The 13,699-nt window shown below is 71.8% G+C and carries 6 protein-coding genes and 1 pseudogene; 3 read left to right on the top strand and 4 right to left on the bottom strand.

Translation table 11 applies throughout. From position 1 onward, the window contains the following. The 4 genes and pseudogenes from AB0958_RS41710 to AB0958_RS41725 form a co-directional block, all read right to left on the bottom strand. Positions 1-303: pseudogene (locus AB0958_RS41710) on the bottom strand (crotonyl-CoA carboxylase/reductase); the annotation flags it as partial. 7 nt (positions 304-310) lie between these two features. Next, positions 311-1,870 carry a BBE domain-containing protein gene (locus tag AB0958_RS41715; RefSeq protein ID WP_366895711.1) on the bottom strand — a complete coding sequence of 520 codons (1,560 nt, stop codon included), beginning with the start codon at positions 1,868-1,870 and terminating at the stop codon, positions 311-313. A gap of 46 nt (positions 1,871-1,916) precedes the next feature. After that, a complete protein-coding gene (locus AB0958_RS41720) occupies positions 1,917-3,170 on the bottom strand; it encodes a cytochrome P450 (protein ID WP_366895712.1) in 1,254 nt (417 codons plus the stop codon). A gap of 211 nt (positions 3,171-3,381) precedes the next feature. Further along, positions 3,382-6,150 carry a BTAD domain-containing putative transcriptional regulator gene (locus tag AB0958_RS41725; RefSeq protein WP_366895713.1) on the bottom strand — a complete coding sequence of 923 codons (2,769 nt, stop codon included), beginning with the start codon at positions 6,148-6,150 and terminating at the stop codon, positions 3,382-3,384. Positions 6,151-6,589: 439 nt separating this feature from the next. Here AB0958_RS41725 and AB0958_RS41730 point away from each other — a divergent pair, with 439 nt between their 5' ends. The 3 genes from AB0958_RS41730 to AB0958_RS41740 form a co-directional block, all read left to right on the top strand. After that, positions 6,590-9,622: a BTAD domain-containing putative transcriptional regulator gene (locus AB0958_RS41730; RefSeq protein WP_366895714.1), complete on the top strand. Its 3,033-nt coding sequence runs from the start codon at positions 6,590-6,592 to the stop codon at positions 9,620-9,622. 184 nt (positions 9,623-9,806) lie between these two features. Then, on the top strand, positions 9,807-11,027 hold the full coding sequence (locus AB0958_RS41735; protein ID WP_366895715.1) for a cytochrome P450: 1,221 nt from the start codon (positions 9,807-9,809) through the stop codon (positions 11,025-11,027). Positions 11,028-11,120: 93 nt separating this feature from the next. Further along, the coding region (locus AB0958_RS41740) for a type I polyketide synthase (protein ID WP_366895716.1) at positions 11,121-13,699 on the top strand (2,579 nt) is incomplete at its 3' end.

Raw genomic sequence — 13,699 nt, forward strand, 5'->3', positions numbered from 1 at the left:
GCCGCCCTGACGGGCGTAGGAGCGCAGGAAGCGGAAGGTGGAGAGGGGTTCGAACTTCGCCGACCAGACGGTGTTGTAGTTGACGGAGCTGGCCATCACGGCGACCAGCACCTCGTCCGGGGCGAGTTCGGGCATCGGGACCTCGCCGACGTGCAGGGTACGGCGCACGTCCTTGTCCGCCGCGTCGGCGAAGAGGTCCTCGTCCTCGACGCGCAGGTGGGCGGCGGTGAAGCGGGCGGGGACCGGGGCGGCGGCGAGTTGGTCCGGGGTGGCTCCGGACAGCACGGCGTCGGTCAGGGACATGGATACCTCAATCACCGGTGGGCGGTTCGACGGACAGCGCGTGGTGGAAGACGTTGTGCGGGTCCCACCGGGCCTTGATCCGCCGGAGCCTCGGGTAGTTGTCCTTGTAGTAGAAGGTCGACCAGGGCACACCGGAGGTGTTGTGGGCGGGGTCGGCCATGTCGGCGTCGACGTAGTTGATGTAGCAGCCGTCCCAGGTGCCGTCGGGCACCGGCACCCCGCCGGTCGCGGCGTAGACCTCCTTGTACATGCCGCGTACCCAGGCCAGGTGTGTGTCGTCCTCGGCCGGGTCGGTCCACCAGGCCTGGTACTGCATCTTGACCAGCGAGTCGCGCTGCGGGATCGCGGTGGCGTCCGGGGCGACCGCGGCGATCTGCCCGCCGTACGGGAAGATGATCAGGGAGGCACCCGGGTTGCTGTAGTCCGCCGAGGTCAGGTGGCGGTGGATCGTCGCTGCCTGCTCGGTGGTGAAGTTGCCCTTGAGGTAGGCGGACTTGGCCTTGACCCGGACCGCGGGGGCCGCGTAGTTGGACGTGGAGATGAACCGGGTGACCTGTCCCCAGGTGGCCTTGGTGGGAGCGGCGACGAGGGCCTTGCGGATGCCTTCGGCGGTGCCCTCGCCGATCGCGGCGAGGTGGTCGGCCAGGATGTCCTCGGCGCCGGCCACGGTCGCGTCGACCTGGGTGATCAGGGTGAGGACGCCGGCCGCCGCCTGGTTGAGGCCGAACAGGCTGGACAACGCGTTCTCCGGGGCGCCCGGGGTGCTGTGGTCGCCCAGCCAGCCGATGAAGTTGCGCAGCAGCCGGCCGAAGTCGGCCTCGTCGACGGCGCTCCACGGAATGGCCGCGATGTTCAGCAGGACGTGCGAGGGGGGTTGCGGCAGCAGGGTGCGCGGGTCGTCGCCGGTGGCGTCCGGGCTGCGGAACCAGTACCGCGTCACCACACCGAAGTTGCCGCCGCCGCCACCGGTGTGCGCCCACCACAGGTCGTGGTTCGGGTCGTCGGGCTCGGCGGTGGCGACAACGGCGCGGGCCTTGCCGTCCGCGCCCACGACGACGACCTCCACGGCGTACAGGTGGTCGACGACGAGTCCCAGCTGACGGGACATCAACCCGTAGCCGCCGCCGCAGGCGTGGCCGCCCATGCCGACCGAGTAGCACAGTCCGGCGGGCAGCGTGACACCCCACTTGTGCAGCAGGGTGTCGTACACGTTGAGGAGGATGGCGCCGGGCTGCACGGCGAAGGCGCGGCGCCTTTCGTCGTACGACACCTCGTCGAGGGTGGACAGGTCGAGGACGGCCTCGATCTCCGGGTTGTAGACGAAGTTCTCGAAGCAGCCGCCGCCGCTGCGGACCGAGAAGCGCCTGCCGCCGTCCACCAGTTCCTGGACGGCGGTCACCGCCTCGGCCGTGGAGCGGATGACCCGGATCTGGTCCGGAGTGCCGATCCAGCGCTTGTTGTAGCCGCTGGTCATGTCGTCGTAGCGGCCCTCGCCCGGAGTGACCACGATCGGCGCCGGTGCGCCGCCGTCCGCCGCCCGGGCCGGGCCGGCGCTGGTTCCTGCCACGGTGGCTCCCGCGATGGCGTATCCGAGTAGTTGTCTGCGGCCCACGTCAGACACGGGCCACCGCCGGCATCCGGGTGATGGCGCTGACGAAGTTGCTGGTCACCCGGATCGGCTCACCGACCTCGAAGTCCGGTACCCGGCGGAGGAGTTCTTTGAGCAGGACGCGCAGTTCCATGCGGGCGAGGACGTTGCCGAGGCAGTGGTGGGGGCCACCGCCGCCGAAGGCGATGTGCCGGTTGGGGGTACGGGCCAGGTCGAGGGTGAGCGGATCGGTGAAGACCCGCTCGTCGCGGTTGCCCGAGGGGTAAAACAGGGCCACCTTGTCGCCCTCTCGGATGCGCTGCCCGCCCAGCTCGGTGTCCCGGGCGGCGGTGCGGCGCAGCGTGAGCACAGGGGTGGACCAGCGCAGCAGCTCCTCGATGGCCGTACCGGAGCGGCCGTCGAAGTCCGCCGCCAGGAAAGCGCGTTGCTCGGGGAAGTCGGAGAGCGCCTTGCCGGCGTGGCTGATGGTCTGGCGCGGGGTGTCGAAGCCTGCGCCGATCAGCAGCAGGAAGAACGCGCTGATCTCGGCGTCGGTCAGACCCTCGCCGTCGACCCGGGCCTGCACCAGGTCGGTCATCACGTCGTCCTGGGGGTCGGCGCGGCGCGCCTTGGCGATCTCCACCGCCTTGCCCGAGACCAGTCCGACGACCTCGTTCACGATGTCGGCACGGTCGCGGCCGAGTTTCTCGGCCTCGTCCCGGCTGGACAGCATGACGGTGATCGCCTCGGTGAAGCGGTCCAGTTCCGCCGCCTCCAGGCCCAGCATGTAGGTCATCGTCCAACGGGCCATCGGCATCGAGACCTTGGCGACGAAGTCGCATTCGCCCGCCGTCGCGAAGTCCTCGACGATACGGCGGACCTCGGCCTCCATCGAGCCCCGCATCCGCTCCATCCGGGCCGGGCTGAAGGCGGCGGTGACCAGGCTGCGCACCTTCAGGTGACGGGGTGCGTCCATGGCCACGATGGACTGCGTGGCCTGGAGGATGTCGTCGGGCAGTTCCTCGAACTGCACGCCCTTGGCGGAGATGTACAGGTCGGGGCGGCTGCTCACGGCGACGATGTCGGCGTGCCGGACCACCGCCCAGAACCCGTCGTCCTCGGGCGTGGGCAGCAGGCTGCCCTCGGGCGCCCGGTGCCAGGAGACCGGTCGCTCGTCGCGCAGGACGCGGAAGGTGTCGTCCCAGGCCGCCGGTGGCTGCGACCAGAACTCGATGGACGAGATGTCGGCGGTGTCGAACTGCCGGGCCACGGTGGTCACCAGGGTCTCCTCCTCGGGGGACGGCACACGGGGCCGGGGGTCGGCGCGCCGGGCACGTCGGGAACGACGACGGGCCTTCGTGTCCCGACGCATTGCTGAGCATGGGATCGTCACCCTGCGGGCGCCTTGTCGCATCGCTTGCGGCTTCCTTGCCCGTGACTGCACACCCGGTCGGTGCGGGCGGGGCCGAGCACGTCCCGGCCCCGCCCGCTCACGCGGGGTGCGGGCCGGACGCGCCCGCGGGGTCGGCCGGCCGGCCCGGACGGGGGGTGCGACGGCCCGGCGTGCGGGCGGTGAAGTGCGGGCCGGGTTCCCGCAGCGCCGCGTGTACGGCGGTCGCGCGCAGTCTGGCCCGTTCGGTGCCGCTCAGTTCGCTGAGCAGCACCTCCTGGATCAGCTGGTCCCGGAACGCGAGCCGGAACGGCGGGTGGGGCTCCCGCCGCAGCAGTCCGCAGCGCAGGGCCGCCTCGACGGCCGGCTCGGGGTCCGTGCCAGGGGTCACGACCTCGCGGACCAGTCCGAGTCCGAAGGCGGTGCCCAGCGCCGAACAGCAGCGCAGCACCTCCAGCACCGGCTCGGGCAGTGCCGCGACGCGCCGGCCCAGCGCCTGTCGGACGCCCAGCGGCACATCGGCCAGTGCCAACTCCAACGCGCCGCGGTCGTACAGCAGCCCGAGGTCGTCGACGCCCGCGAGGAACTGGGTCAGGAAGTACGGGTTGCCGCGGCTGCGCTCGTGGAGGATCCGGAGCGTGTCGTCCGGGAGCCGGAGGTTCGTGTGGGCCGTGAGGAGTTCGGCGGTCTCCTGCCGGGAGAGCCCGCTCAGCCGCAGGCTGCGGGTTCGCGAGTCACTGAGGATGTCCGTGACCACGCCGCCGTCGAGGAAGTCCGAGGCCACCCCGGTGTCCTCCGCGATCACCACGACCGCGAGGGGCTCCCCGTGCAGTCGGGTGCGCAGCAGTGCCAGCAGTTCCAGGGAGCGCCCGTCGGCCTGGTCCAGGTCCTCCAGGACGACGACCAGGGGCTCCTCGGCGGTGAGGGCGAGCAGTGTCTCGCACATCGCGTCCTGGATGAGGAACCGGGTCACCGGCGGCGGCTCCTCCGCCCGGGGACTGTGCCGGCCGGCCTCGGGATCCAGCATCAACGGGGCCAGCAGCATTCCGAAGCGGGTCTCGGCCCTGCGGAACGCCTCCGGGCGGGACACCATCAGCTGACGGAAGACCTGCGACCACACCCAGTAGTCCGGCGCGCCGTCCCCGGCGGTGCAGCAGCCCCACACGACCTCCTGGAGCTGGTCGTTGAGGTGCGCGGTGACCTGCTCGACGAGTTCGGTCTTGCCGACGCCCGTCTCGCCCAGTACGGCGGTGAGATGGCTGCCGCCGTTCAGCGCGTCGAGCACATGCCTGCGGAGTACGGCCCGCCCCCGGGCCCGTCCGACGAACAGGCCACGCGCCCGGTGGGGGTCTGCCGTGCCGAAGGCGGCGACGGAGGGCACGGTGCCCTCGGACGGGCCCATGGCGGCGAGGGAGGCCCGCAGCAGGGCGGAGTGACGTGCGGCCCACCCCGCCGACCAGCTGACCGACACGACCGGCACGACCGCCTCCGCGGGGCCGGCCGGGCCGGAGGGAACCGCGGGTGCGCGGCCTTCGTGCGCCGCCGGGGAGGTGGTCACCCGGGGCGCGACCGCGGCGGCCGACCGCACCACCGGCCCACCCGGTGGATCGGCGGGTGACGGCTCGTCGACGGGCCGGTGGGAAGCAGGCGGGGGCGGTGCGACGGCCGACCGCGTCGCGGCGACGGACGGTAAGGGGTCGGCGGCCGGAGCGGCGGACTTGTGGGTTCGGGGAATCGGCGGGGCGGGAGTGGTCGGCGGGGTGGCGTGGGTGGCGGGGACCGCCGGGCCGGGCTCAACAGGCGCCCACGGCCTCACCGGCTGCGGGCCGGCCGTCGCCGCCGGTCGCGCCGAGTCCGTCATGCCGGAGGTGGCCGTCGTGGCGTCGGTGACATCGGTGGGGACCGTGGTGAACGTGGTGTCCGCGGCGTCCGAGGCGTCGATCCCCCCCTCGGCGGCCCCACCGGTGCTCGCCGACAGGCGTGCGGGGCTTTCCGGCAGGGCAAGGCGCTGGTGGAGGATGTCCGTGTGGACACGCTGGAGTTCCGCGCTCGGATCGACACCGAGTTCCTCGGCGAGGTGGCGGCGGGTCTGTTCGTAGAGCCTGAGGGCCTCGGCCTGGCGGCCGAGCCGGTACAGACCGGTCATCAAATGGCCTACCAGGCGTTCGTGACAGGGGTTGTGCTGGACCTCCGGGTAGAGCGTCCGCACCGCCCGGTCCGCGTCGCCGAGGGCCAGGCAGGCGTCGGCCTGGGCTTCCAGGGCTGTCAGCCGCAGCTGGCCCAGACGTTCGTTCTCGTCGGCGATGGGGCGGTAGGAGACGAGTTCGAGGTAGGGCTGGCCGCGCCAGAGACCCAGCGCCTGTGACAGTTGGTGGTCGGCGTGGTGGAAGTGGTGGGCGGCGAGGGCGTTGCGGCCGTGCTCCACGAGCCGCTCGAACCGGTAGGCGTCGACCAGCTCGGGATCGAGATCGAGGACGTAGCCCGGGGAGAGATGGCTGAGCCGGGCCCGGCCGCCGCCGTCGTCGTCCCGGGTTCTCGCCAGGGCACGGCGCAGGTGGGAGACGTAGGTCTGGAGCGTGGCGACCGGGTGACCGGGCGGGCGCGGTCCCCAGAGTTCGTCGACCAGCTGCCCTACGGCGACCACGGTGCCCAGCCGGACCAACAACAGCCCCAGTAACGCGCGATGACGCAGTGGCCCGAGGCGCAGTGCCTGTCCGGCGTGCAACACGGTGAGCGATCCGAAGACGCGCAGCTCCCAGGTGTCATGGGCGGTTCCCCGCCCCGGAGCTGTCGTCTCCCCGGCGGCCCCGGGTGTCAGCGTCATCGTGTCGGTCCGGCCCCTGGCCATGTGTTCGAACAGTTCGGTCATACCCTTCCTTACATCCACAGGGAGGTGTCGGAAAATGCGGGTACCAAGTGGTGGTACTACACATGAACTGCGGTAACAATTGAGTCAAAGGAGCCTTACGGGCCGACCTGAACGCCGTATTGTGACGCCCGTGTTCGCACGGTGTGACGTTTCTGGTCCACCCTGCATTTCAGGCCCACTCGCTCACTCCTCTACGGGTGCGACGGTTTATCGGCGCAGCCCACCACGCCTTTGTGCAATGCGCTCCCACCAGGGTCCGCCACCCGGTCGCATCGCTGCGCGATCGTAGAACACCAGATGTGCCGAAAATGTGACGCGGCGCGAGAGCACTCCCTCGACAGATGTATTCCGGCCATTGCTTCCCGCGTGGAATGTGCAAAACCGGCCGTACGACCCGAACATTCACACATCTCATTCGAATAGGTTTACCCTCTGTCACGTGTGGCTGACCCTACTGGGGCCCGTGCGGGCCTGGCAGGACGACGTGGAGCTGGACCTCGGTCCGGCCAAACGGCAGGCGCTGCTGGCCCTGTTACTGGTCCGGACGGGGCAGCCGACCAGTCTCGGCACGATCATCGACGTGCTCTGGGAACAGGATCCGCCCCACAGCGCTGCCAACGTTGTCTACCGCCACGCGGCCGCGATCCGCCGTCTCCTGGAGAGCGGCGACCAGAGCGCGGACCGGCAGGCCGCTCGTCTGACGCGGGCCTCCGGCAGCTACCGCCTCGACGCCTCCGCCGCCAGCCTCGATCTGCTGAGCTTTCGTGAACTCACGAGGCAGGCACGCGAGTCGGCCGCGAAAGGCGCCATGCGGGAGAGCGTTCGGCTGCTCGTCCGCGCGCTGCGGCTGTCCAAGGGGCCGATCGCCTCCGGGATCCTGCCGCATGTCGCCCAGCACCCGTACTTCGTGGCGGTGGACGGCGAGCACCTGGCGGCGGTCAAGGAGGCCGCAGGGATCGCGGCGCGGCTGGGCGAGCCGGGTGCCGTACTGGATGTGCTCCAGCCGGCCGCCGTCCAGCACCCGTTGGACGAGATGCTGCAGGCCCAGCTGGTGCAGGCGCTCGCCGCCTCCGGCCGGCAGGCGGAGGCGCTCCGTGCCTATCACGCGGTGCGGGCCCACCTGGACCAGCAGCTGGGGATCGCGCCCGGCCCCGAACTGCGCTCCGCGTACGAGGACTTGCTTCTTCGTGGCGCCCAGGCCGCCCGTCCCCTGCCGAACGCCGCCGTCCCGGCGCCCCGGCGACCGAACCCCAGGCCCGTCATCCCGCGGCCGCTGCCCGGGCAGCGAACGTCGCGGGTGCGCGACACCGTCCCGCCGGGCCGATTACCCACGACGCCCGAGGACTTCGTGGGCCGGGAGACGGAACTCGCGCTCCTCGGCGCACTGTCGCCGGCGGACGAGGGCCCGCCGCCTCCCGCCGGGGCGCCGGAGCCGGTCCTCTCAGGTCCCGTAGGACGCGAGCCGGTCACGGACTCGTGTGTCCACCGGGTGCCCGCACGGCTGGTGGCGCGTGTCACCGCCCCCGCGGCCGTTCCACCGCCCCCGGTGTCCGCACCCGTGGTGGCCGTCGTGGGACCGGCCGGAATCGGCAAGACCGCGCTCGTGGTGCGGGCCGGCCACCGGTCGGCCGCCTGTTCGACCGACCGGCAGGTCTTCGTCGACCTGCAAGGGCACTCCTTGCACGGTACCGCGCTCGACCCGGAGGAGGCCTTGCGCAAGCTGCTGGTCGCCCTCGGCACCCCCGAACACCGGGTCCCGGCCGGATTGCGGGCACGTACGGCGCTGTACCGGGCCCAACTGGCCGGCCGCCGGGTGCTGGTCGTCCTGGACGACGCCCGGGACGCCCGCCAGGTACGGCCGTTGCTGCCCCGCTCCCCCGGCTCCGTGGCCCTCGTCACCAGCAGGGATCCGCTGGACGAGTTGGTCGCCACCGAGGGGGCCCGCCGGTTGGCGCTCGGTCCGCTGGAGCAGGTGCAGAGCCGTGCGGCGATGGCCCATCGGCTGGGCGCCGAACGGGCCGGCGCCGAACCGGAGGCGGTGGCCGAGTTGGCCGCGTCCTGCGCCGGAGTCCCCCTGGCTCTGACCTTGGTCGGCTCCGCCGCCGCACTCCGGCCGGAGACCCGACTCGCCGTCCTGGCCGACGAGTTGCGTGAGCACCGCGCCGGGACCGACGGAAGCGGCCCCGCGGGCGCCGAGGCCACGGCGGACACCGTGCGCGGCGCGCTGGCGTGGTCGTACGCACGACTGGCCGCCGACACGGCCCGCATGTTCCGGCTGCTCGCGCTGCACACCGGCCCGGACATCGGCGTGACCGCCGCGGCCAGTCTGGCCGGGGTACCACCCGAGGTGGCCCGCGCACTCCTCGACGACCTGGTCAGGGCCCGGCTGCTCGACGCTCCGGAGCGGGACTCGTACCACATGCACACGCTCCTGCACGAACTGGCGCTGCGGTTGTCCCGCGCGCGCGATCCGGAGGACCTGCGCCGGCTCGCGGTGCGCCGGATGCTCGACCACTACGTGCACACGGCCCGGGAGGCGGCACTGCTCCTGACTCCGCACCGGAACGTGTTCGAGACGCTTCCGGCGCCCCAACCACGCACCAGCCCCGAGCCGCTCGGCAGCCGCGCTGAGGCCGCCGCCTGGCTGGACCGCCGGCTGCTGCCCGTCCTGAGCGCCGTGGTGGCCGAGGCCGCCGAACTCGGTCTGCACGCACACGTCCACCAGCTGGCCCTGGCCCTCGAACTGCCGCTGGACCGGCGGGCCCGCTGGGCCGAGCAGATCGCGTTGCAGCGGACCTGTCTGCGCACCGCCGAACTCCAGGGTGACCTGACGGCGCGGGCGCGCGCGCACCGCGCGCTCGGCTTCGCCCACGGGCGGCTGGGCAGACACACCGACGCCCACACGCACCTGTGCCGCGCGCTGGCCCTGTTCGCGGAAGCCGAGGACCACCAGGGCCAGGCCGCAGTGCACCGGTGCATCGCCTTCCGGGCCAACGCGGCGGCCCGTCACGGCCAGGCCCTCGACCACTATCACCGCTCCCTGGAGCTGTACCGGCGGGCGGCGGACTCGATCGGCGAGGCCGACGTCCGCAACGACATCGGCTGGACGTACCTGCTCCAGGGCGACTACGCGGCCGCCCTGGACCCGTGCGAGCGCGCCGCCGAACTGTTCCGCGCCGCGGGGCACCTGCCCGGCGAGGCGACGGCGCACGACAGCCTCGGTTACGCCCACCATCACCTCGGCACCCACGACCGGGCCCTGGCCCACTACGACCGGGCCCTCGGTCTCCACCGCGAGCTGGACGACCGCTACCTCGAGGCCACCACCCTGATCCACATCGGGCACACCCATCTGGCCCGTGGTGAGCGCGCCGGGGCGACCCGCGCCTGGCAGGAGGCACTCGCGCTGCTGGACGCGCTGCGCCACCCGGACGCCTGCGATCTGCGCCGCAAACTGAACCAGGCAGGGTGACGCGGGGCCCCGGGAGGGTGACCGCAAGCACCCGGCAAGTCCTCCTTCAGGATTCCGCAAGCGTCCCCGTCAGGAATCCGCAAGGCGCCCGCCCGTGCCCGGCAAGGGCTGCGGACCATGCTTCCCGCAGCAACCCGTAGTACCCGGAGCAGGGACGCGGTCCCGTGGCCAGGAGGGCGCAGTCGTGCAGGAAACCCAGGTGACCGAGGAACTGGACGTCAGTTTCGTCCAGGCCCCCCACGAGGTGCTGAAGCGGCTCCGCGAGGCCGGACCCGCCGTGAAGGTGATGCTGCCGAACGGCTCGCTGGTGTGGATCGTGACCCGCTACGAGGAGGTGCGGCAGGCTCTCACCGAGCCGGCCCTCAGCAAGAACTTCAAGGGTCTCAACGAGCTGATGGCCAAGCACACCAAGGAGGGGCACGCCCCGAAGCAGTACGACGAGGCGCTCGTCGGCCACATGCTGGCCAGTGACCCGCCGGACCACACCCGGATGCGCCGTCTGGTCAACAAGGCGTTCACGCCGCGCCGGGTGGAGAGCATGCGGCCCATGCTGGAGGAGCTGACGACCCGGCTCCTCGACGAGATGGACAAGCACGACGAGATCGACCTCCTGGAGGCGCTCGCCTACCCCGTCCCGATGGAGCTGCTCTGTACGCTGCTCGGGGTGCCGGAGGCAGAACGGCTGGCGTTCGGCCGGTACGCGGCGGTGGTGCTGTCCGACCTCGCACCGGAGGGCTACGAGGAAGCCACCCGGGCGATGCGCGAATACCTGGTGAAGCTGATCCAGGTCAAACGCGACCATCCCGGTGATGATCTGCTGAGCGCGCTGATCGCCGCCCGTGACGAGGACGACAAGCTCAGCGAGGGCGAGCTCCTCGCCACGATCTACCTGATGTTCTCGGCCGGCACCGAGACGGCGGTCAACCTCATCGGCAACGGTGTGCTCGCCCTGCTCACCCACCCCGGTGAACTGGAGAGGCTGCGGGCCGACCGCTCGCTGCTGCCGCAGGCCGTGGAGGAGTTCCTGCGCTTCGACGGCCCGGTGAACCTCGCCACCTTCCGGTACACGGTCGAGCCCGTGGTGCTCGGCGACGTCACCATCCCGGTCGGCGAGGTGGTCATGGTGTCCCTGATGGCGGCCAACCGCGACCCCGAACGCTTCGACAACCCCGAGCTGCTCGACATCACCCGGCCGATCGGCGGCCAGATGACCTTCGGGCACGGCATCCACTACTGCATGGGTGCGCCACTGGCCCGGCTGGAGGCGGAGATCGCCATCGGCCGGCTCCTCGACCGCTTCCCCGACCTGGCCCTCGCCTGCGACCCCGGCGAACTCCAGTGGCGGCTCAGCACGGTCACCCACGGCCTGGAGAAGATGCCGGTCCGGCCGCACGGGCACATCTGACACACCGCCGGCCGCCGTGCCCCGTCGCCTTCCCGGGCGGCCGGGCGGCGGACGGTTTTCGCGGGTTCGGCGGTCCACAGAAGGGATGTCTTGATGGGTGCGGTGCACGACTCGACCACGGCCGCGGGCCGTTCCTCGGCCTCCGGTGCCACCACGGACGCCCGTGACGAGCCGGTCGCGGTGATCGGCCTGGCATGCCGGCTGCCGGGCGCCGCCGACCCCGCAGCCTTCTGGGAGTTGCTGCGTGCGGGCCGCGACGCGATCACCGAACCGCCACCGCACCGACACCCGTCCCCCGGCGCCGACACCGACGGCACCCGGCCCGGCGGCTACCTGGACCGCGTCGACGGCTTCGACGCGGCCTTCTTCGGCGTCTCGCCCCGTGAGGCCGAGGCCATGGACCCCCAGCAGCGACTGGCCCTCGAACTGGGCTGGGAAGCGCTGGAGGACGCCGGTGTCGCTCCCGACTCCCTCGGTGGCTCTCCCGCGGGCGTCTACGTCGGCGCGATCGCCGACGACTACGCCACCCTCCTGCGCCGCGGCGGCCCACAAGGCATCACGCGGCATGTGTTCACCGGCGTCCAGCGAGGGGTGATCGCCAACCGGCTCTCGTACTCGCTCGGGCTGCGGGGACCCAGTCTGACGGTCGACTGCGGCCAGTCCTCTTCACTGGTCGCAGTCCACCTGGCCGCCGAGGCGCTGCGTCGTGGCGAGGCGGCACTCGCCCTGGCCGGCGGTGTCCACCTCAATCTCGCCGTCGAGAGCACCACCGAGGTCGACCGCTTCGGCGCGCTCTCCCCCGACGGCCGCTGCCACACCTTCGACGCCCGTGCCAACGGTTTCGTCCGCGGCGAGGGCGGCGCCCTGGTCGTACTCAAGCCGCTGTCCCGGGCCCTGGCCGACGGCGACCGCGTCTACTGCGTGCTCAGCGGCACCGCTGTGAACCACGACGGTTCCGGCGAGGGCCTGGCCGTACCGAACAGTGAGGCCCAGCGCGAGGTCGTGACGACGGCGCTCGCTCACGCGGGTGTGCGCCCCGAGGACGTGCAGTACGTCGAGTTGCACGGCACCGGCACTCCGGTCGGCGACCCTGTCGAGGCCGCCGCGCTCGGCGCGGCGCTGGGCACGGCCCCGGGCCGCAGGACCGAGCTCGCGGTCGGCTCGGCCAAGACGAACATCGGACATCTGGAAGGGGCGGCCGGTGTGGTCGGCCTGCTCAAGGCGGCCCTTTCCCTGCATCACCGCGAACTGCCCGCCAGCCTCAACTTCCGGACGCCGAACCCCGCGATCCCGTTCGACCGGCTGCGACTGCGGGTGCAGACGGAGACGGGCCCCTGGCCATGCCCGGACCGTCCGTTGGTGGCGGGCGTCTCGGCGTTCGGGGTGGGTGGTACGAACGCCCACGCCGTGCTGACGGAGGCGCCGTCGTCGCCACCGGACGAAGCGACCGTCGCCCCCCACGGAGCGGTGCCGTTGGTGGTGTCCGCGGCGAGTACGGAAGCGCTGGCCGCGATGGGCGGACAGCTCGCCGACGCGCTGGAGAACGGCCAGCACCTCCCCGCCGTCGCCCACGCCCTGGCCACCACCCGCGCCCTGCTCCCCCACCGCGCGGTCGTGGTCGCGGAGGACCACCAGAGCGCTGTGCGCGGCCTGCGCGCCCTGGCCGACGGTGTCAACGCACCGAACCTCATCACCGGACACGCAACGACCACCGGACGTGGCCCGGTGTTCGTCTTCCCCGGCCAGGGCTCCCAATGGGCCGCCATGGCACGCGACCTCTACCACGCCGACCCCGACTTCCGCGACGCCCTCGACACCTGCGCCACCGCCCTCGACCCCCTCACCGGCTGGTCCCTCATCGACACCCTCACAGGCACCGACGACACCTGGCTCCACCACGTCGACAAAGTCCAACCCGCCCTCTTCGCCATGATGACCAGCCTCACCCACCTCTGGACCAGCCACGGCATCCACCCCACCGCCGTCATCGGCCACTCCCAAGGCGAAATCACCGCCGCACACATCGCCGGCATCCTCACCCTCCACGACGCCGCCCGCATCATCACCACCCGCTCCACCACCATGCGCCACCTCACCGGACACGGCGCCATGGCCACCGTCAACACCACCCCCGACCACATCCAACCCCACCTCACCCACCACAACGCCACCATCGCCGCCCACAACTCCCCCACCCACACCGTCATCACCGGCACCCCCCAAGCAATCGACCACCTCACCACCCAATTCCAAGCCCAAGGACTCACCGTCCACCGCATCAACGTCGACTACGCCTCCCACTCCCCCCAAATCGACCCCTACCAACAAGAAATCACCACCGCACTCGCCGACATCCAACCCCGCCCCGCCACCACCCCCATGATCTCCACCGTCACCGGACAACCCGTCCAAGGACCCGAACTCAACGCCACCTACTGGTACAACAACCTCCGCCAACCCGTCCTCTTCCACCAAGCCCTCACCACCCTCACCACCACAGGCCACCACACCCTCATCGAAATCAGCCCCCACCCCATCCTCACCCCCACCCTCACCGACAACCCCCACACCACCACCCTCCACACCCTCCGCCGCAACCACGCCACCCCCACCGACCTCACCACCACCCTCGCCCACGCCCACACCACCGGAACCACCCCCACCTGGACCAC

Source organism: Streptomyces sp. NPDC006655 (assembly GCF_040703965.1).
In the GTDB taxonomy this organism is placed as follows: Bacteria; Actinomycetota; Actinomycetes; order Streptomycetales; family Streptomycetaceae; genus Streptomyces.

Coding starts and splice junctions, on each gene's coding strand:
- AB0958_RS41725 (WP_366895713.1), bottom strand. CDS start 6,150: ATGACCGAACTGTTCGAACACATGGCCAGGGGCCGGACCGACACGATG.